Source organism: Microbispora siamensis (assembly GCF_016863095.1).
Classification (GTDB): Bacteria; Actinomycetota; Actinomycetes; order Streptosporangiales; family Streptosporangiaceae; genus Microbispora; species Microbispora siamensis.
The window spans coordinates 112,356-131,864 of sequence record NZ_BOOF01000031.1 but is presented as its reverse complement, the minus strand read 5'-3'; the positions used below and the strand labels follow the sequence as shown (position 1 = coordinate 131,864).

General features: G+C 72.0%; 18 protein-coding genes. 10 read left to right on the top strand and 8 right to left on the bottom strand.

Translation table 11 applies throughout. The features are described 5' to 3' along the window. Positions 1–8: 8 nt before the first annotated feature. The 3 genes from Msi02_RS25905 to Msi02_RS25895 form a co-directional block, all read right to left on the bottom strand. Positions 9–1,664: a DNA repair helicase XPB gene (locus Msi02_RS25905; RefSeq protein WP_204050662.1), complete on the bottom strand. Its 1,656-nt coding sequence runs from the start codon at positions 1,662–1,664 to the stop codon at positions 9–11. Between the two features lie 72 nt (positions 1,665–1,736). Further along, positions 1,737–2,288 carry an MgtC/SapB family protein gene (locus tag Msi02_RS25900; RefSeq protein ID WP_204050661.1) on the bottom strand — a complete coding sequence of 184 codons (552 nt, stop codon included), beginning with the start codon at positions 2,286–2,288 and terminating at the stop codon, positions 1,737–1,739. Positions 2,289–2,335: 47 nt separating this feature from the next. After that, positions 2,336–4,723 carry a helicase-associated domain-containing protein gene (locus tag Msi02_RS25895; protein ID WP_204050660.1) on the bottom strand — a complete coding sequence of 796 codons (2,388 nt, stop codon included), beginning with the start codon at positions 4,721–4,723 and terminating at the stop codon, positions 2,336–2,338. A 207-nt stretch (positions 4,724–4,930) separates the two neighbouring features. On the opposite strand from Msi02_RS25895, the gene Msi02_RS25890 reads away from it, so the two are divergent. Next, complete coding sequence (locus tag Msi02_RS25890) at positions 4,931–5,329, top strand: cold-shock protein (protein ID WP_079319360.1); 399 nt, start codon at positions 4,931–4,933, stop codon at positions 5,327–5,329. A 77-nt stretch (positions 5,330–5,406) separates the two neighbouring features. On the opposite strand, the gene Msi02_RS25885 is transcribed toward Msi02_RS25890, so the two are convergent. Continuing rightward, positions 5,407–6,666 carry an MFS transporter gene (locus tag Msi02_RS25885; RefSeq protein ID WP_239108710.1) on the bottom strand — a complete coding sequence of 420 codons (1,260 nt, stop codon included), beginning with the start codon at positions 6,664–6,666 and terminating at the stop codon, positions 5,407–5,409. A 107-nt stretch (positions 6,667–6,773) separates the two neighbouring features. On the opposite strand from Msi02_RS25885, the gene Msi02_RS25880 reads away from it, so the two are divergent. Beyond that, positions 6,774–7,571 carry a DUF3027 domain-containing protein gene (locus tag Msi02_RS25880; RefSeq protein ID WP_079319361.1) on the top strand — a complete coding sequence of 266 codons (798 nt, stop codon included), beginning with the start codon at positions 6,774–6,776 and terminating at the stop codon, positions 7,569–7,571. A 2-nt stretch (positions 7,572–7,573) separates the two neighbouring features. Beyond that, on the top strand, positions 7,574–10,519 hold the full coding sequence (locus tag Msi02_RS25875; protein WP_204050658.1) for a sacsin N-terminal ATP-binding-like domain-containing protein: 2,946 nt from the start codon (positions 7,574–7,576) through the stop codon (positions 10,517–10,519). Positions 10,520–10,536: 17 nt separating this feature from the next. On the opposite strand, the gene Msi02_RS25870 is transcribed toward Msi02_RS25875, so the two are convergent. Further along, the gene (locus Msi02_RS25870; protein ID WP_204050657.1) at positions 10,537–10,797 is read right to left on the bottom strand and encodes a DUF2530 domain-containing protein; all 261 of its coding nucleotides are present in this window, start codon (positions 10,795–10,797) and stop codon (positions 10,537–10,539) included. 136 nt (positions 10,798–10,933) lie between these two features. Between Msi02_RS25870 and Msi02_RS25865 the strand changes: the two genes are divergently transcribed. From Msi02_RS25865 to Msi02_RS25855, 3 genes are all read left to right on the top strand, one after another. Further along, on the top strand, positions 10,934–12,397 hold the full coding sequence (locus Msi02_RS25865; RefSeq protein WP_204050656.1) for an NCS2 family permease: 1,464 nt from the start codon (positions 10,934–10,936) through the stop codon (positions 12,395–12,397). Between the two features lie 74 nt (positions 12,398–12,471). Continuing rightward, positions 12,472–12,948: a helix-turn-helix transcriptional regulator gene (locus Msi02_RS25860; RefSeq protein WP_239108709.1), complete on the top strand. Its 477-nt coding sequence runs from the start codon at positions 12,472–12,474 to the stop codon at positions 12,946–12,948. Positions 12,949–12,964: 16 nt separating this feature from the next. Beyond that, positions 12,965–13,390, top strand: coding sequence for a VOC family protein (locus Msi02_RS25855; protein ID WP_204050655.1), 426 nt, complete (start codon positions 12,965–12,967; stop codon positions 13,388–13,390). A gap of 64 nt (positions 13,391–13,454) precedes the next feature. Here the strand turns inward: Msi02_RS25855 and Msi02_RS25850 are convergent, their stop codons facing one another. Continuing rightward, positions 13,455–14,141, bottom strand: coding sequence for an alpha/beta fold hydrolase (locus tag Msi02_RS25850; RefSeq protein WP_239108708.1), 687 nt, complete (start codon positions 14,139–14,141; stop codon positions 13,455–13,457). Positions 14,142–14,346: 205 nt separating this feature from the next. Between Msi02_RS25850 and Msi02_RS25845 the strand changes: the two genes are divergently transcribed. From Msi02_RS25845 to thpR, 3 genes are read left to right on the top strand one after another with little or no spacing between them, the layout of a single operon-like run. Continuing rightward, positions 14,347–14,790 carry a MarR family winged helix-turn-helix transcriptional regulator gene (locus tag Msi02_RS25845; RefSeq protein WP_079319365.1) on the top strand — a complete coding sequence of 148 codons (444 nt, stop codon included), beginning with the start codon at positions 14,347–14,349 and terminating at the stop codon, positions 14,788–14,790. Between the two features lie 5 nt (positions 14,791–14,795). Further along, positions 14,796–16,049, top strand: a complete 1,254-nt coding sequence (locus Msi02_RS25840) for an MFS transporter (RefSeq protein WP_204050654.1) — start codon at positions 14,796–14,798, stop codon at positions 16,047–16,049. After that, on the top strand, positions 16,012–16,581 hold the full coding sequence (gene thpR / locus Msi02_RS25835; RefSeq protein WP_204050653.1) for an RNA 2',3'-cyclic phosphodiesterase: 570 nt from the start codon (positions 16,012–16,014) through the stop codon (positions 16,579–16,581). The genes Msi02_RS25840 and thpR overlap by 38 nt, the downstream gene beginning before the upstream one ends. A gap of 100 nt (positions 16,582–16,681) precedes the next feature. Here thpR and Msi02_RS25830 read toward each other — a convergent pair whose 3' ends face one another. Then, complete coding sequence (locus Msi02_RS25830) at positions 16,682–17,650, bottom strand: aldo/keto reductase (protein WP_204050652.1); 969 nt, start codon at positions 17,648–17,650, stop codon at positions 16,682–16,684. A 51-nt stretch (positions 17,651–17,701) separates the two neighbouring features. Then, positions 17,702–18,271: a PadR family transcriptional regulator gene (locus Msi02_RS25825; RefSeq protein ID WP_239108707.1), complete on the bottom strand. Its 570-nt coding sequence runs from the start codon at positions 18,269–18,271 to the stop codon at positions 17,702–17,704. Positions 18,272–18,326: 55 nt separating this feature from the next. Here Msi02_RS25825 and Msi02_RS25820 point away from each other — a divergent pair, with 55 nt between their 5' ends. Further along, positions 18,327–19,499 (top strand): FAD-dependent monooxygenase, encoded by a 1,173-nt coding sequence (locus Msi02_RS25820; RefSeq protein WP_204050651.1) that lies wholly within the window; start codon positions 18,327–18,329, stop codon positions 19,497–19,499. The last annotated feature ends 10 nt before the right edge of the window (positions 19,500–19,509 follow it).

The window sequence follows — 19,509 nt, the reverse complement described above, 5'->3', positions numbered from 1 at the left end:
GGAGGAGGTCAGCGCGCCGGGTCCTCCTCGCCCACGTCGTCGGCGTCGATGATGTGGTAGGCGTACCCCTGCTCGGCGAGGAACCGCTGCCGGTGCGCGGCGAACTCCTGGTCGACCGTGTCGCGGCTGACCACCGAGTAGAACCGCGCGCCGCCGCCGTCCGCCTTGGGGCGCAGCACCCGGCCGAGCCGCTGGGCCTCCTCCTGGCGCGAGCCGAACGTGCCGGAGACCTGGATCGCCACCGCCGCCTCGGGCAGGTCGATGGAGAAGTTGGCGACCTTCGAGACCACCAGCACCCGGATCTCCTTGTCGCGGAACGCCTGGAACAGGCGCTCGCGCTCCTTGACCTTGGTCTCGCCCTTGATGACCGGCGCGTTCAGGTGCTCGCCCAGCTCGTCGAGCTGGTCGATGTACTGCCCGATGACCAGCACCTGCTCGTCCGCGTGCCGCCGCACCAGGGCCTCGGTCACCCTCGTCTTGGCGGGGGTGGTCGAGCAGAACCGGTAGCGCTCGTCGCTCTCGGCCATGGCGTAGGCCAGCCGCTCGTCGTCGCTCAGCGTCACCCGCACCTCGACGCACTCGGCGGGGGCGATGTAGCCCTGGTTCTCCATCTCCTTCCAGGGCGCGTCGTACCGCTTCGGCCCGATGAGCGAGAAGACGTCGCCCTCCCGGCCGTCCTCGCGTACGAGCGTGGCGGTGAGGCCGATGCGCCGGCGGGCCTGCAGGTCCGCGGTCATCCGGAAGATCGGCGCGGGCAGCAGGTGGACCTCGTCGTAGACGACGAGCCCCCAGTCGCGGGCGTCGAACAGCTCGAGGTGCCGATAGGTGCCCTGCCGCCGGGTCGTCATGACCTGGTAGGTGGCGATCGTGACCGGGCGGATCTCCTTCTTGGTGCCGGTGTACTCGCCGATCTCGTCCTCGGTCAGCGAGGTGCGCCTGAGCAGCTCCTGCTTCCACTGGTGGGCCGAGACCGTGTTGGTGACCAGGATCAGCGTGGTCGCCCGGGCGTGCGCCATCGCCGCCGCGCCGACGATCGTCTTGCCCGCGCCGCACGGCAGCACCACGACGCCGGAGCCGCCGTGCCAGAACGCGTCGGCCGCCTCCTTCTGGTACGGCCGCAGCGACCAGCCGTCCTCGCGCAGGTCGATGGGGTGGTGCTCGCCGTCGACGTATCCGGCCAGGTCCTCGGCCGGCCAGCCGAGCTTGAGCAGCGTCTGCTTGATGTTGCCGCGCTCCGAGGGGTGCACGGCCACGATGTCGGCGCCGAAGCGCTCCCCGACCAGCGGCTGGATCTTCTTGGAGCGCAGCACCTCCTCCAGCACGGCGCGGTCGGTGCTGGTGAGCACCAGGCCGTGGATGGGGTGCTTCTCCAGCCGCAGCCTGCCGTACCGCGCCATGGTGTCGGCGACGTCCACGAGCAGCGCGTGCGGCACGGGATAGCGGCTGAAGCCGATCAGCGCGTCGACCACCTGCTCGGCGTCGTGCCCGGCGGCCCGGGCGTTCCACAGCGCGAGCGGGGTGACCCGGTAGGTGTGGACGTGCTCGGGGGCGCGTTCGAGTTCGGCGAACGGCGCGATGGCCTTGCGGCACTCGTCCGCCCTGGGGTGGTCGACCTCCAGCAGCAGCGTCTTGTCGGACTGGACGATCAGCGGCCCGTCACTCAATGCCTGCTCCCCCTCGTACGGCTACCGCATATCAAACACGAGGCCGGGCCGAATCAGTCCCAGTCGCGGGAATCAGTCGTCGAGGTAGCCGTTGACCCCGGCCCAGATGACCACGCCGATCCCGGCCACGAACAGGACGACGTTGATGCCGATGGCGATCCACGTCCACTTCAGCAGCTTGCGGGACTGGTCCGGCTGGGTGTCCACCTTGCTGAGCGCGATCCCGGACAGGATCGCCCCGGTGATGCCGCCCAGGGAGATGTAGCAGCTCAACGCCAGCACGAGGCTGATGACGAGGGCCACGATCGCGTGCGTGCGCGGGCCCTCCTGCCTGGGCGGATAACCGCCGGGCGGGTAGTAGCCGTACTGCTGCTGGTACGGATTCGGCCCCGGCTGCCCGTACTGCCCCGGCTGCCCGTACTGCCCCGGCTGTCCGTACTGCCCCGCCTGGCCGTGCTGACCGTATTGCCCGTACTGCTGGTTGGGGTCGGGTCCCGGCGGCGGGCCGTACGGCCCGTACTGCTGCTGGCCGTAGGGGTTGGCACCGGACGGCGGCCCATAGGGGTTGGACGGGGGGGTCTGCCAATCCTGGGGTCCCTGCCCCGGCTGCTCTGGAGTCGTCACCCTGAAATCCTTTACTACGGGGGACCTCAAGGTTTACCACGGATGAGTCATCGGCCGATCTCGGCGATGCCGGTGATGCGGTGCAGGGCGAAGCGGTGGACCGTCGCCCGGGTCTCGTCGTACGCGGTGAGGTAGCCGCCCTCCATACGGGCCGGTTCGAGGATGCGGCTGGTGGCGTGACCCTGGGAGTCGAGGTAGCCGATCCACACCCGCGACCCCTGCCGGATGGCCTCCTGGAGCGCGCTGATCGTGGCGGTCGCGGGGGAGCGGGGCACCTGGCCCTCCGGCGCCTCCACGGGCCGCCGCCGGTCGTCCCCCGCCCGCATCGCCCGCACGGCCGCGGCGACCACCTCGGGGTCGGGCGCGGTGCTCGCCGACACCCGGGCGGTGAGCTGTCCCTCGGTCCGCCGGGCGTCGGCCCGCGCGACGACCACGTCGCCCTCCAGCGACTCGGCCACCGGCGCGTACCCCATCGCCCGCAGCGAGTCGACCAGCGCGGCCCGGGACGTCTTGGAAGCCAGCACGGTCGGCGCGAGCCGCCGAAACCGCAGCAGGTGGGCCCGCTTGTCGGCGAGCACCTCGTCGAGCAGGGCCGGGTCGTCACACCGGACGTAGGCCGACGCCGAGCCGACCCGGATCCGCCCGTGGCGGCGGGCGACATCGGTGACCAGATACCTCAGCGGCTGCGGGACCGGGGTCGCCGAGTGGCGTTCCAGCACGGCGAGCAGGTCGTCGGCCGAATGCCCCGCGTCGAGCGCCCGGCGGACCGACTGCTCGGAGAAGCGGTACACCGTCGCCCCGCCCTTGCTCTCCACGTCGGCCATGAGCGCGAGCCTGCGGCCGAGTTCGGTGGTCAGCGGGCCCGGCGCCACGGCCGTGAGGTCGGCCTGCAGCAGCACGTGGTCGACCGCCTCGGGCAGCAGCGGGCCGAGCAGCCCGGCCGCCGCGCCGTCGCCCCGGGCCACGGCCCGGCCGTGTGAGGACGGCACGCCGAGCCCGGTCACCCCGATGTGCTCGGCCTCGCGCAGCGCGAAGCGTACGAGCCGGTCGCGCAGCGCGGGACGGCGGCGGGGCTGCTCCCAGGCGAGCCGGGCCAGCACGGACTCGGGCGTCGGCGCGAGGCCGGGCGGGGCCGACTCCAGCACGGCGAGCGTGCGCGCCCGCGTCTGGGCGGCCCCCGGCCTGCGCAGATCGGGATGGAGGGCGTTCAGCGGGCGGTCGCGATCGTCCCGCTCGCCGATCAGCCCGGGGGCGCGTTCCATCACGGCCCACGCGTCGGCGAGCACCGCCCAGCGGTCCTCGGTGGCCTTGATCCGCCAGCCGTCGTAGCCGCCCGTCGGCAGCCATTCCCCCTCGCCCGCCGCGACCAGCCCGGCCGCGTGCGCGACCTCGACGACCAGCCCCGCCGCCCACTCCGGCAGGTCGAGGAGCTGGGCCGTCCGCCTGAGGTCGCGTACGGCGAGGCCGCCCGCGCGCAGCACGCCCGGCGGGTCCACACTCCACACCTCGCACAGCTCCTCGACCGTGCGCACGAACGTGAACGCCTGCCCAGCGGCCGTGCGGTCGGCCAGGTCCTGGTCGCGTACGGGCCCCTCCAGGGCGGGCGGGCCGGGGGACAGGTCGCGGTGCACGCGGCCGTCGCGCAGCACGAGGGCGACCTCGCGGGGAAGCGCGACGGTCTCCTCCCCGGTCGCGCCGAGCAGCCCGCGGGCCAGCAGTTGCTCGATGGGCGACTGGGCGCTCGCCGCGTCCACCTCGCGGCGGGCGTTCGGCAGCCGTCCGCTGGCCGGGCCCCACACGAGTTCGTCGAGGGCCGCCCTCGCCTGCGGGGACACCTCGCCGACGAGACGGGCGACCGTCGCGGTGTCGGCCAGCAGCGCCGCGAGCCGCTCCCTGGCCGGCCGTCCGCCGTCCGGCCGTTCACCGTCCGTCCGGCCGCCGCCCTCGTACGCCGGGTCGATGTCGCGCAGGAGCACGTCGAGCCGTTCCGGCGGATGGTGGCGGAACACCTCGGCGGCCGGCGGCCCCAGGGCGGCCGGGGGTTCGAGCGCCTCGGCCACGCCCGGCGCGGGCAGCAGCGCGTCCTCGGTCCCGTAGACCAGGGCGCGGGTGGTCAGCAGGTCGAGCGCGGCGTCGAGGGCGGGCCCGACCGCCTGGCCGTCCCGATCATCGGGAACGGCGCGGCGGAGCAGGGACAGCAACGTCTCACGATCGGCGGGGCCGGGCCGCAGGGCCAGCGTCTCCAGCACGGCGAGCGAGAACCGGTCGAGCCGGTCGAGCGCCCGGCCGATGGCCGAAGGGCTGCAGGCGCGGGCGGCCAGACCGTCGATGTGCGCGGGGACGGGCGTCACGAGTTCGGGCCGCGCCGCCACGAGCGCCCGCAGTCGCTCGTCGGAACGGCCGCGAAGCCACTCGCTGAAGTCCGTGCCCGTCATTCTCTCCATGGTAGGGCGGAGAGGTTATCCGGCCGCCGGAGCGCCCGTACGGCAGGGGTTTCGCGCGTTCGCGCGGCGCCGCGGCGGAAGATCCACACGAATCTGGTCATGGGACGCTTCAATCGCCTCCGGGTGGGTCCACGGGGCCTGTCTGTGGGCATAACCTACATCCATCACCTTCACGACAGTCTGAACGAGGTCACCCCTGTGCCGAGTGGCAAGGTCAAGTGGTACGACGCCGACAAGGGTTTCGGCTTCCTCACCCGCGACGACGGCGGTGAGGTCTTCGTGCATTCCTCCGCCCTGCCCAAGGGGGTCGAGGCGCTCAAGCCAGGGCAGAAGGTCGAGTTCGGTGTCGCCGAGAGCCGCCGCGGTCAGCAGGCGCTCTCGGTGCGGGTGATCGACCAGCCCCCGACGCTGGCCAAGGCCGTCAAGGGCAAGGCGAAGCGGAAGAAGCCCGACGAGATGGTCGTGATCGTCGAGGATCTGATCAAGCTGCTCGACGACATCTCGAACTCCTACCAGCGGGGCAAGCACCCGGACGCGGCGCACGCCAAGAAGATCGCGACCGTGCTGCGCGCCGTGGCAGACGACCTCGACGCCTGATCGCGCGTCCCCGCCCGCCCGCTCGGACAAACCGGGGCGGGCGGCGGGTGCCGTGTGGTGAGGCGGGCCTCGGAAGTTCAGGTGACCGCGGCGGCGCGGGCGGCGAGCCTGCGGCGGCGGAGCATGACGAGGCGGCCGAAGGAGAGCGCGAGGGCGGCGGACATCACGCCGAGCCCGGCCGGACCGGCCACGAACAGCGACATCACCAGGCCCAGCAGGCCGCCGAGCACCCAGGCGATCTGGAGCAGCGTCTCGGCGACCCCGAACGCCGAGGAGCGCACCTCCTCGCCGATCTCGCGCTGCACGATGGCGTCGAACGCGAGCTTGCCGAGGCCCTGGGCGAACGCGCCCACGAGGGCCACGACGGCGGCTGTCCAGACGGTGAAGAAGAAGGCGGCGGCGACGGTGGCGACCGTGGCCAGCGCGAGCGTGGCCATGACGGTCAGGTGCGGCGATCGGGAGCGGGACCAGGAGCCGGCAGCGGCCCCGGCCAGGCCGCCCGCGCCCGCGGCGGCGGCCAGCAGCGCCAGCGCGACCTTCGGGTCCACGCCGCGCAGGTGGCCGTCCTGCACGAGGAACAGCAGGAAGAACACAAGGAAGCCCGACTGGACCCGGATCGCGGCGTTGGCGCCCATGGCCTCGCCCACCACCGGGCCCAGGTTGAGCACGGTGCGCCATCGAGGGCGCGGCTCGGCGTCCTCCAGGTCGGGCGCGTCCACGTGCCGCGGCAGCCGTACGGCGAACACCCCGGACAGCAGGAACAGCGGCACGGCGCAGCGCAGCACCCAGTCGGCTCCGGCGGCGGCCGACAGGCCGGTGGCCACGCCGGCGCCGACGCCCGCCGACACCAGCGCGAACAACGCGACCCTGGCGTTGGCCGTCACCAGTGGGATGTCGGCGGGCAGCACGCTCGGCATGATCGCCGCCCGGGACACGTTGTAGGCCTTCGACAGGACCAGCACGGCGAGCGCCGAAGGGAACAGCGTGACGGCGTCGGAGGTGTGGACGGCGCCGGCCATCCCCCAGCACAGCAGGCCCCGCGCGAGCAGGGTGCCGGCCATGATGTAGCGGCGGCCCGAGCGGAGCCGGTCGAGCACCGGCCCGACGAAGGGCGCCACCACCGCGAACGGCAGCATGGTGATCAGCAGGTAGGCCGCGACCTGGCCGCGGGCCTGGCCGACCGGGAGCCCGAACAGCAGCGCCCCGGCGAGGGCCACGGTGACCAGCGCGTCCCCGGCCGAATGCGCCGCCGTCAACTCGATGAGGCGGCCGAGGCCGGTGCGCCCCGCTCCCTGGGCGTGCGTGAGCCGGCGCGTCGCCCGCGCCGGTGCTCTCACAACACGCGTAACTTTCGCCCAAATCTTCACCATAGGCACCGAGGGTCCTTCCACGATTTGCCCATCGAGCCGGTGCGGTCCGCTCGCGGCGTGGGTGAAAATGGAGTGTGAGTCGTACCCGAATCCGTAGCACTCCAGTCGACCAGGCCTGTGCGGCGGCGGTCGACCTCGCCCGCCGGGCCGCGGAGGAGATCGCGCGCCCCGGGGAGGTGGGAGAGCACCTGGGCTTCGACAACGAGGGCGACCGGGTCGTCACCCATTACTTCGAGTGCCTCGACCGCGCCTACCGCGGCTGGCGCTGGGCGGTCACCGTCACCCGCGCTTCCCGCGCCCGTATCGTCACCGTGAGCGAGACCGTGTTGCTGCCCGGCTCGGGCGCGCTGCTCGCTCCTGCCTGGGTGCCGTGGAACGAGCGGCTGCGCCCGGGTGATCTCGGCGTGGGCGACCTGCTGCCTGCCGAGGCCGACGACGACCGGCTCGTGCCCGGGTTCGCCTCCGCCGAGGAGGACATCGACAAGCAGGCGATCTTCGAGCTGGGCCTGGGACGCGCCCGCGTCCTGTCGGCGCTCGGCCGCGACCTCGCCGCGCGGCGCTGGCGGGCCGGCGAGGCAGGACCGCACACCCCGATCGCGCACGCCGCCCCGGCGCAGTGCTCCACCTGCGGCTTCTACTGGCCGCTCGCCGGAGCGCTGGGCCTCGGCTTCGGCGTCTGCACCAACGAGTACGCGCCGGACGACGGCCGCGTGGTGTCCGCCGACCACGGTTGCGGGGCGCACTCCGAGGCGACCACCGTGCCCTCGATGGTCATGGACCCGGCGCCCCCGATCCTGGACGACATGGGATACGACATCATCGAGTCGGGCTCCGTGGACGAGGCCGGCTCCGAACCCCTGGGTCACGCCTGATCATGTTTGACACCGCGCGCCTGCGTGACACCGTTCTCGCGGCCTGGACGGCCTCGCCTGCCCGCTTCCGCGAGGACGCCAACGCCGAGGAGGACTTCGCCCTCGGCGGCTACCGCGACCGGCTGGTCGTGGAGCTCGCCCAGAACGCCGCCGACGCCGCGCTGCGGGCCGGCGTGCCGGGACGCCTGCGGCTGACGCTCGCCGACGGCGTGCTGCTGGCCGCCAACGTCGGCGCGCCGCTCGACCAGACCGGCATCGAGGGTCTGTCCACCCTCCGCGTCTCGGGCAAGAAGGACGAGGCGGGTGCGGCCGGCCGGTTCGGCGTCGGCTTCGCCGCCGTGGTGTCGGTCACCGACGCGCCCTCGATCGCCTCCAGAGCGACCGGAGGAGTGCGCTGGTCCCGGGAGGAGACCGCCGCGCTGGTCGCCGCCCGGCCGGAGCTCGCCGCCGAGCTGGAGGGCCGCGAGGGACACGTCCCGCTGCTGCGGCTGCCGTTCTCCGACGACTCGCTCGAGGTCCCCGAGGGATTCGACACTCTCGTCCGGCTCCCGCTGCGCGACCAGGCGGCCGAGCAGGCCGTACGGCGGATGCTCGAGGAGGCGGGGCCCGCGCTGCCGCTGTCGATGCCGGCGCTGGAGACCGTCGAGATCGAGGTGGACGGGCGGACCCGCACGATCTCGGCCGAGGGCTGGCACGTGGTCGCCGAGTCCGGCACCTTCACTCCCGAGCAGGTGGCCGAGCTGTTCGCCGACCGGCCGACCGAGGAGCGGGCCCGGCCCTACTGGGAGGTCCGCTGGGCCGTCCCCGGCGACCGCCGCGGCGACGTCCGCGGGGTTGTGCACAGGGTGGTGCACGCGCCGACGCCGAGCGACGAGCCGCTCGACCTGCCCGCCCTGCTGATCGCGTCGTTCCCGATGACCACCGACCGGCGGCACGTCGCCCCCGGGCCGCTCACCGACTTCCTGGTCGCCAGGGCCGCCGAGGCGTACGTACGGCTGCTGGGGGAGCTCCCGGCGACCCCGGACCTGCTCGACCTCGTGCCCGGCCTGATGGGCAAGGGTGCGCTCGACGCGGCGATCCGGCGGGAGATCGTCAGGGCGCTGCCGGAGACGCCGCTGCTGCCGACGATCTCCGAAGGCGTCGTTCCTGGCAACCAGGCGCGGGCGGTCGAGGGGTCGGCCGAGTTCCTGGCGAAGATCGCCGGCATCGTCCCCGGGCTGCTGCCGGCGGGCTGGGCCTCCCGGCACCCGGCTCTGACCACGCTCGGCGTACGCCGGGTCGACCTGGCCGACGTCGTGGACATGCTGTCCGGCGAGGCGGTGGAGGACAAGGACCCGGCATGGTGGCGGTCGCTCTACGAGGTGCTGCCCGCCGACGACCTGGAGGCGGTCGGCGCGATCGCGGTGCCCCTGGCCGACGGCCGCCTCGTGCGCGGCCCGCGCGGCACGCTCGTGCTGTCGCAGGAGTCGGAGACCTTCGATCCTGCCTCGCTGGCGCCGCTCGGGCTGCGGATCGTCCACCCGGACGCCGCCCACCCGCTGCTGCTGCGGCTGGGCGCGGCCGAGGCGACCCCGCGTACGGTGCTGGAGGACCCGCTCACCCACGCGGCCGTGTCGGAGTCGCTGAACAGCGCCGACCCCGAGCCGGTGGCCCAGGCCGTGCTGGCCCTGGTCGACGCGGCGGGCCTGACCGCGGGGGAGGCCCCGTGGCTGGCCGACCTGGCGCTGCGCGGCGCCGACGGCGAGCTTTACGCGGCGGGTGAGCTGCTGCTGGCCGAGGGCTCGCTGGCCGGTCTGATCGACCCCGAGGTGCCGTTCGGCGTCGCCGCCCCCGACCTGGTGGAGAAGTTCGGCCCGCACGTGCTGGCCGCGGCCGGGGTGCTCGACGGCTTCGCCGTGGTCAACGACTCCGACGTGCTGCTCGACCCCGCCGAGTGCGACCACGACCTCGACCTCGAGGACGAGTGGCTGGAAGCCGTGCTCGACCTGATACCCGACCTCGACGTGCCGCCGGTGGTCCGGGAGTTCACGGCCGTACGCGACCTGGAGTACGTCGCCGACTGGCCGAGCGCGCTCGCGCTGCTGTCGCGGCCTCCGCTGCGCGCCGCCCTGCGGCCCATGCGGGTGCTCGCGGCGGGGGAAACCGTCGAGGTGCCGTCGTACACGGCCTGGTGGCTGTCGCGGCATCCGGTGCTCGGCGGGCGCCGGCCGACGGAGCTGCGGCTCCCCACGGGCGACCCGCTGCTGTTCGGCCTGTACGGCGAGGCGCCTGCGGGGATCGACGAGGACGCGCTGAAGATGATCGGCGTCCGGTCCACCCTCGCCGACCTGCTCGACTCGCACGGCGGTCCGGAGGAGCTGCTCGACCTGCTGGCCGACTCGTCGCTCGAGGTCGACCGGGCCCAGCTGCGGTCCCTGTGGATCGCGCTGGCGGCCGTCGATCCCGCCCGGGTGAGCCCGCCCGAGGCCGTACGGGCCGTGCTGAAGGGCACGGTCACGGTCGCGGACGTTGGGGACGGCCCGGTGGTGGTGGAGGCGCCCGACCTGCTCGCCCTGGTCGAGGACCGGCCGCTCGTGCTCGCGCCGTTCGACCTCGCCGAGGCGCTGTCCGAGGTGCTCGACCTGCCGCTCGCCGGTGAGGTGGTCACCGGGGCGGTCACCTCGGCCGGGACCGAAAGGCCCGTGCCGCCCGAGGTGCGCTCGCTGCTGCCCGGCGCCCCCGCGACGTACGTCGAGCACGACGAGTTGCTGGTGGACGGCAAGCCGGTGCCGTGGCGGTTCTTCGAGGGCGCGGTGCACGCGACCGGCGTCGACGGCCTGGCCAGGGGTCTCGCGTGGGCGGCCGGCCAGTGGGGCGACCGCCTCGCCGTGGCCGCGCTCCTGCGCGATCCCGCCCGGGTCCCCCTGCTGCTCGCCGAGGCCGACCTCGACCCCACGGCGTCACTGTGAGCTCGGCCGCTTCGAATTCAGGGGCGGCGGGGTTCTGACTCGCCGACGTCGGCGGCGGGGACGGAGTCGCGCAGCCGGGCGTCGCGGCGGCGGATGTACAGGACCCCGAACAGGCCGAGGCCGATCCCCGCGACGCAGACCCAGACCGGCCGCGGGTCGGCCGGTCTGACCACCAGCAGCACGACGGCCAGGGCGATCACCCACAGGGCCGTCCCGACCAGGATCGTGAGGGTGTCCCTCGTCCTGAGAGGCATGGGGTCCGGCCGGCGCTCGCTCACGCCAGCCAGCTTAGAAGGTCGCGGCAGTGAGCCGGTATCTTCATGACAAACCGGTCACGAAAGGACAACGCTGCTCCCCTGGCTCTTTCCGCGGATGGTAAGGGCCTGCGACTCTGCGCGCGTGAATGCGAACCCCATGAACACCCCTAATTTCCTCGATCGATACTTCTCCATCTCAGCCCGTGGATCCTCCGTCGGACAGGAGGTCCGCGGCGGCTTCGCCACCTTCTTCACGATGGCCTACATCGTGGTGCTCAACCCGCTCATCATCGGCACCGTCGCCGACAAGACGGGCCAGTTCCTCGGCGACGGGAAGAACCCCAACATCGCGCTGGTCGCCGCGGCCACCGCGTTCGCCGCCGGCATCCTCACGATCATCATGGGCGTCTTCGGCCGGGTGCCGTTCGCCCTGGCCACCGGCCTCGGACTGAACGCCTTCCTCGCCTTCGGCATCGCCAGCCAGATGTCGTGGGAGGACGCGATGGGCCTGGTGGTGCTGGAGGGCATCGTCATCGCGATCCTCGTGGTGACGGGCTTCCGGGTGGCGGTGTTCCACGCGATCCCGGCACAGCTCAAGACCGCGATCAGCGTCGGCATCGGCCTGTTCATCGCGCTGATCGGGTTCGTGGACGCCGGGTTCGTCCGGCGCATGCCGGACGCGAGCGGCACCACGGTCCCGGTCAAGCTCGGCGCGCTGGGCAACGGCTCGCTGACCGGGTGGCCGACGCTCGTCTTCGTCGTCGGCCTGCTGGTGACGGCCTTCCTCGTCGCCCGCAGGGTCAAGGGCGCCATCCTGCTCGGGATCGTCGGCACCACCGTGCTCGCCATGATCGTCGAGGCGATCGGCAAGATCGGGGCGCAGACCCCCGACGGGAGCAACCCCAACGGCTGGTCGCTCAACGTGCCCGCGTGGCCGAAGAACTTCATCGAACTGCCCGACCTGTCGCTGCTCGGCCAGTTCAGCCTGTTCGGCAGCTTCGCCAAGATCGGCGGCCTGGCGGCCGTGATGTTCGTCTTCACCCTCATGCTCGCCGACTTCTTCGACACCATGGGCACGATCGTCGGCGTGGGCCGCCAGGCGAACCTGGTCCAGGAGGACGGGACCGTCGAGCGCACCAAGGAGATCCTGCTCGTCGACTCGCTCGCGGCGGCGGCCGGCGGCGCGGCCAGCGTCTCGTCCAACACCACCTACATCGAGTCGGCGGCCGGTGTCGGCGAAGGCGCGCGTACCGGTCTGGCGAGCATCGTCACCGGCGTGCTGTTCCTGCTGGCCATGTTCTTCGCCCCGCTGACGGAGATCGTGCCGTTCGAGGCGGCGACCCCGGCCCTCGTGGTCGTCGGCTTCCTGATGATGACCCAGGTCAAGGAGATCGACTTCAGCGACTTCGAGACCGCGATCCCCGCGTTCCTGACCATCGTGCTCATGCCGTTCACGTACTCGATCACCGCCGGGATCGGCGCGGGCTTCGTGAGCTACATCGCCATCAAGGTGTTCCGCGGCAGGGCGCGCGACCTCCACCCGCTGATGTGGCTGGTGGGCGCGCTGTTCGTCGTGTATTTCGCGCTGGAGCCCATCAAGAGCCTGCTCGGCCTGGGCTGACCCGCGCTTTCCCGGAGGCCGCCGCGGCGACACGCCGTGGCGGCCTCCTCGTTTTTCCAGGTTAGGGTCGTGATGTGGCATTGAGGGGACGGCGGACGGTGCCCGTGGAGTTGCTGCCGCGGCTGCGCCTGGCCAGGGACCGCATGGACCGCGACTACCAGAGCGAGCTCGATCTCGACGGGCTCGCGGCCGTCGCCGGGGTCTCCAAGTTCTACTTCGTCCGCTGCTTCGAGGCGGCGTACGGCGAGACGCCGATGCGCTACCTCACCCGGCGACGGCTGGAGCGGGCCCAGGACCTGCTGCGGTTCGCCAACCTGACCGTGACCGAGATCTGCATGGCCGTGGGGTTCAGCAGCCTGGGCTCGTTCTCGGCCAAATTCCGCCGGATGGTGGGGGAGAGCCCGAGCGAGTACCGCGACCGGTGGGCGGCGCGCGGCGGCCCCCGCGTCCCCGGCTGCTACCTGTTCATGAACGGAGTGCTCACCCTGGGTGGCGCGCCGAAGCGGGACGACGATTGTGCAATTTTGGAGAAGCCCAGGTCAGAGGGGTAGAAGTAGCTTCTTCCGCATGATTGAAAACGTTTCCTTGATCACGCTCTACTGCAAGGATCAGGACGAGGCCCGGGACTTCTACGTGGACGTCCTCGGCTTCGTCCCCAATACCGACGTCCAGATGGACGGGTTCCGCTGGGTCACCATCAACCACCCGAACCAACCGGAACTCGAGATCACGCTCATGAAGCCGGGGCCGCCGCTCGACGACGAGGGCACCGACTTCTACCGCAGGCAACTCGACAAGGGCCAGGCGGGCGGCCTGGGGCTGCGCGTGGACGACTGCCGCAAGACCTGCCAGGAGCTCACGGCCAAGGGCGTGACGATCCTTCAGGAGCCCTCGGATCGGCCGTACGGGGTGGAGGCGGTGATCCGCGACAACCAGGGCAACTGGCTCGTCCTGGTCGAGCCGAAGGAGTTCACGCCGGAGGACTTCGCCTGACGCGATGTGCGTACGGGAGGCCCGGTCCCCACCGTGGGGGCCGGGCCTCCCGTACGCAGAGGGGTCAGAGGTAGGACACCAGCCTGTCGGCGAGCTCGGCGGGGCGGCTGAGGGCGACCAGGTGACCGCCGGGCATCTCGTCCACCTCGATGCCGAGCCGTTCGCGGACCACCCGGCGCTGGAACTCCAGCGGGAACAGGCGGTCGTCGCGGCCCTGGAGGAAGCGCGTCGGCACGTCCGGCCACCTGTCCAGTGGCCACGGGCGCGTGAACGGCGTGCCGGACTGGACGGTCTCCCCGTCGGCCAGGATCTTCCGGGTCACCTCCGGTGGCACGTCGTGGAAGAAGTGGATCAGCGGGTCGACGCCGTCGCTCGCGGGGCGCCCCTCGCGTGCGGCCTGCCTCGCCATCGCCTCCGCCTGCCCCGTGGCGCCCCACCACTCTCCGGCCGTCTCCCCCGGGCGCGGAGTCATGGCGTTCAGCAGCACCACCATGGTGACCGGCATCCGCAGGCACACCAGCGGCGCGGTGTAGCCGCCCATCGACTGGGCGATCAGGACCGGCCGGGGAGTGTTCCCGACGGCCTTCACCACCGCGTCGGCGTACTCCTCGAACCCCGCGGAGTCGTCCGCGGCCGGCAGTTCCACGGGTATGGCCTCGTGACCCCGGCCGCGCAACTCCGGGACGAGCCGGTGCCAGTAGGAGGCGTCGCCGCCCGCCCCGGGGATGAGCACGAACGTCGCCATGGTCATCGCCCCCGTTTTGTCGAATACATGATCCCAATTTAGGTGGTCGTACGCCGTCGCCCACGCTTCCTCTCCTGCTTTCCGCGCCCCGTGCCGGCGTCCCGATCGTCATCGGCCACGCGCCGGTACGGTGTGTCGCGATCAGCCTGCAGAGCCGGACGATTTGGAGGAATGCGGACATGCGCCATATAGTTAGCAAAGGTAATGAGTCATGCTAACGAACGCCCAGAACTTGCGCAGCGACGCCGCTCTCGCGTCCGCCTTGCGCGTGTCCCTCGCCCGGCTGACGCGACGGATGCGCAAGCAGGCCGCGCACCACTCACTGACGCCCACTCAGCTCGCGACGCTCGTCGCCGTCGAGCGCCACACCGCGATGACCCCCGGCGAGCTCGCGGAGCACGAGAAGGTGCAGCCGCCCTCGATGACCCGCGTGATCGCCAAGCTGGAGGCCCGAGGTCTGCTGGAGCGCCAACCTCATCCGACCGACCGTCGTCAGGTGACGGTGAGCGTGACGCCGCAGGGAGCGGCGCTGCTCAAGGAGGAGCGCCGAACCAAGGAAGCCTGGCTGGCGCAGCGGCTCAAGGACCTGACGCCGGAGGAGAGGGCGACGCTGCGAGCGGCGGCGCCGATCCTGGAGAAGCTGTCCACGATGTAGGCGGCATGTTCCGCTCGCTGCGGAACTACAACTACCGCCTGTTCGCCTCCGGCGGCGTGATCTCCAACGTCGGCACGTGGATGCAGCGCACCGCCCAGGACTGGCTGGTCCTCGACCTCGCGCACGGCCGCGGCTCGGCGCTCGGGGTCACCGTGGCGCTGCAGTTCCTGCCGACGATGCTGTTCGGGATGTTCGGCGGGGTGATCGCGGACCGCTACCCCAAGCGCCGGATCCTCATGGTGGCCCAGACGCTCATGGGGCTGCTGGCGCTCACCATGGGCGTGCTGGTCCTCACGGGGACGGCCCAGGTCTGGCACGTGTACGCCATGGCGTTCACGCTCGGCCTGGTGTCCTGTGTCGAGGTGCCGACGCGGCAGTCGTTCGTGGTCGAGATGGTGGGCAGGCGGGACCTGCCGAACGCCATCGCGCTGAACAGCTCGACCTTCAACCTCGCCCGGGTCGTCGGCCCGGCGGTGGCCGGTCTGCTGATCTCGTGGATGGGCACCGGCCCGATCTTCGTGCTGAACGCCGCGTCGTTCGCCGCCGTGATCACCGGGCTCGCGCTCATGCGGGTGTCCGAGCTGCGCTCGCCCGAGCCCGTGCCGCGGGGCAAGGGCCAGTTGCGGGAGGGCCTGCGCTACGTCGGCGGGCGGCCCGACCTGCTGCTGCCGCTGCTGCTCGTGGCGTTCATGGCGATCTTCGCCCAGAGCTTCTCGACCAGCATCGCGCTGATGGCCAAGCAGGCGTTCGGCGCGGGCGCGTCCTCCTTCGGCGTGGCGTCCAGCGCGTTCGCCGTCGGGGCGTTCGGCGGGGCGCTGCTGGCCGCGCGCCGGGTCAAGCCGAGCCGCAGGTTCCTGATCGCCGGGGCGCTGTGCTTCGGGCTGTTCCAGGTCGTCGCCGGGCTCGCGCCCGCGTACGCCGCGTTCCTGCTGATGCTCGTCCCCGCGGGCATGGCGATGATCACGGTCAACACGACCGCGAACACGATGGTGCAGCTCGGCGCCTCGCCCGAGATGCGCGGCCGGGTCATGGGGATCTACGTGCTGGTCTTCACCGGCGGAGCGCCGATCGGGGCGCCGCTCGTGGGCTGGCTCGCCGAACTGGCCGGTCCCCGGGTCTCGGTCGTGGCCGCCGGCGTGCTGAGCATGTGCGGCGTCTGCCTGGCGGTGCTGGTGACCCGGATGGTCGCGGCACGCGTGGCGCGCAGGGAAGAATCGGCACGTGAGCAGATTGTTCGTGGCGCTGCTGCCGCCGCCTGAGGCGCTGGCGGAGATCGCCACGGCGGTCGATCCCGTACGCGCCGAGTGGTCGGAGCTGCGCTGGGTCGATCCGGCGCTGTGGCACGTGACCGTGGCCTTCCTCGGCGAGGTGCCCGACGAGGTCCTGCCCGAGCTGCGCGTACGGCTGGCCCGCGCGGCCGCACGATACTCCCCCGAGACGGTGTCGTTCGGCGGCGCCGGGGCCTTCCCCTCCGCCTCACGGGGACGCATCTTCTGGGTCGGCCTCGACGCCGGGCCGGCGCTGACGAGGCTCGCCGGGTCGGTGGCGGCCGGCGCCCGGCGGGCCGGGGCGGCGGAGACGGACCGCAAGCGGTTCCATCCCCACCTCACCCTGGCCCGCTCCAGGACCCGGTCACGCCACGGCGACGACCTGCGCCCCCTGGTCGGCGCCCTGAGCGCCTTCGGCGGGCGGCGCTGGGAGGTGTCGTCGGTGCACCTCGTGCGCAGCCACACCGGGGCGAGCGTGCGCTACGAGCAGGTCGAGGCTTACCCATTGGCAGTCCGCGACTAGGCTCCATGACGTGGATCGTCCTCGTCGCTGGCTGTTGCCCACGGTGCTCGCGCTGCTCGTGCTCATCGTGATCGTCGGCGCACTCCTCAACAACGCCTGATCACCAGGCGTACTCCTCCGGGGCGGTCTTGAAGCCGGGGAAGATCTCGTCGAGCCGGGCGAGCGCCTTGTCGTCCAGCTCGATCTCCAGTGCCCGGATCGTGCCGTCGAGCTGCTCGACCGTACGGGGGCCGATGATCGGCGCGGTGACCGCCCGCTGGTGCAGCAGCCACGCCAGCCCCACGTTGGCCGGGTCCTCGCCGAGCTCGTCGCAGAACGCCTCGTACCGCTCGATCTTGTCGCGGTGCTTGTCGAGCTGGGCGACGATGTGGTCGGCCGCCGAGCGGCCCTTGTCGATCTTGCGGAGGATGCCGCCGAGCAGGCCGCCCGCCAGCGGGCTCCACGGGATCAGCCCGAGCCCGTAGTCCTCGCAGGCCGGGATGACTTCCAGCTCGGGCGCGCGGACGATCAGGTTGTAGTGGGACTGCTCGCTGACCAGGCCGAGGGTGTTCCGGCGGCGGGCCGACTCCTGGGCCTTGGCGATGTGCCAGCCGGCGAAGTTCGACGAGCCGACGTACAGGATCTTGCCCTGCTGCTTGAGGATGTCCATGGCCTCCCAGAACTCCTCGAACGGGGTGTCCCGGTCGATGTGGTGCGCCTGGTAGACGTCGATGTAGTCGGTCTGCATCCGGCGCAGCGAGGCCTCCGCCGCCCGCCTGATGTTCAGCGCGGACAGCTTCTCGTCGTTCGGCCAGTCGCCCATCGAGCCGTACAGCTTGGTGGCGATGACCGTACGCTCACGACGGCCGCCGCCCTGGGCGAACCAGCGGCCGATGATGTTCTCGGTGATCCCCTCGCCCTTCACCCAGCCGTACACGTTGGCGGTGTCGAAGAAGTTGATCCCGAGCTCGTGGGCGCGATCCATGATCGCGAAGGAGTCCTCTTCCGTGGTCTGCGGACCGAAGTTCATGGTCCCCAGGCAGAGCTTGCTGACCAGCAGGCCGGTGCGGCCAAGGTGTCCGTATTCCATGCCCTCCACCCTAGGTACCTGGAGTGGACTCCAGGCGAGTTCCGGCACGCGTCAGATGTGGAAGTCCCAGGTGAGGCGGCCCTCGCTCAGGTCGTCGGCGATGCCGCGCACGAACTCCAGCTCCGTGGCGACCTGGGCCCGCTGATACTCCGACTCCACGAGGAAGAGGCGGGGCACGAAGCTCAGGCTGTCGGCCATCTCGGTGTCGATCGCGGACAGCCGTGCCTCCAGTGCGGCGATCCGCTGCCGCAGCGCCGCCAGCGCCTCCTCCGGCGTCAGCACGGGCAGGAAGGCGAGCGCGGCGGGGAACTCGGGGAACTCCCTGGCCGGGGTGGACAGCATGGTGCGCATCCACTGCTTGAGCGTCTCCCGGCCCGTCTCGGTGGCCTCGTAGACGGTCCGCTCCGGCCGGTTCTCCTCGCGGGTGGTCTCGCGGACCGCCAGCAGCCCGTCGCGGACCAGGCGCTCGATCGTCTGGTAGACGCTGTTGCGCTGCGCGACGTTGACCACGTCGTCCTGGTGCCGCTCCTTGATCAGCTGCTGCATCCGGTACGCGTGCATCGGCGACTCGCAGACCAGGGCGAGCACGGCCGTGGCCAGGGGAGAGCGCCGTGTCGACATGGCGCCCATCATAGGGGTCTTGCCGCGCGATAGTCATAATATGTATAGTCATGGCATGACCAAGAGAGCACTGATCATCGGCGGTGGGATCGCGGGTCCCGTCACGGCCATGGCGCTGCAGCGCGCCGGAATCGACAGCGAGGTCTTCGAGGCCTACGACCGGGGCGCCGAGGGCGTCGGCGCCTTCCTCACGCTCGCGGTCAACGGGCTGGAGGCCCTGCGCCTGCTCGGCCTGCACGACCTCGTCTGCGACCTCGGCATGGACACGCCGGTCATGGAGATCCGCAACGCGCGCGGCAAGCTGCTGGCGACCACGAGCCAGCCGAGCCGTACGCTCAGGCGCGCCGACCTCTACCAGGCGCTGCGCGACGAGGCCGTACGGCGGGGCGTGCGGATCCACTACGGCAAGCGGCTCGCCGACGCCTCGGCCACCTCGAACGGGGTGCGGGCGGTCTTCGCCGACGGCGGCGAGGCCGAGGGTGACCTGCTGATCGGCGCCGACGGGCTGCGCTCGCGCACCCGCGCCCTCATCGACCCCGGCGCCCCCCGCGCCCGGTACGTCGGGCTGCTGAACACCGGCGGCTACGCCGAGGGGGTGCGGCCGCCGGGCAGGCCGGGGGTCTGCTACTTCATCTTCGGCAGGCGGTGCTTCTTCGGCTACATGATCCACCCGAACGGGGAGGTGTGGTGGTTCGCCAACCCGCCGAGCCGCAGGGAGATGACCCCCGAGGAGCTCGCGGCGATCACTCCCGAGCAGTGGCGGGCGAGGCTCATGGACCTGTTCGAGGGCGACACGGGGCCGATGCGGGAGATCATCGCGGCGACCCCGCGCATCGTGCCGGCCTGGAACACCTACGACTTTCCGAGGGTGCCGAAGTGGTTCGGCGAGCGCATGGTCATCGTCGGCGACGCCGCCCACGCCACCTCGCCGTCCTCCGGGCAGGGCGCGTCGATGGCGATCGAGGACGCCGTGGTGCTCGGGAAGTGCCTGCGCGACGTGCCGGACACCGCGGACGCGTTCGCCGCCTTCGAGCGGCTGCGGCGCGAGCGGGTCGAGCGCGTCGTGGCGCAGGGCAAGCGGAACGGGGACGGCAAGGCGCCGGGCGCCGGCGGGGCCTTCGTCCGCGACCTGATCCTTCCCGTGATCATGCGGCAGGTGGAGAAGCGGAACGCGCTGGCCTGGATGCACGACTACCGCATCACCTGGGACGACCGCGTCGCGGCTTAATTGACCGATC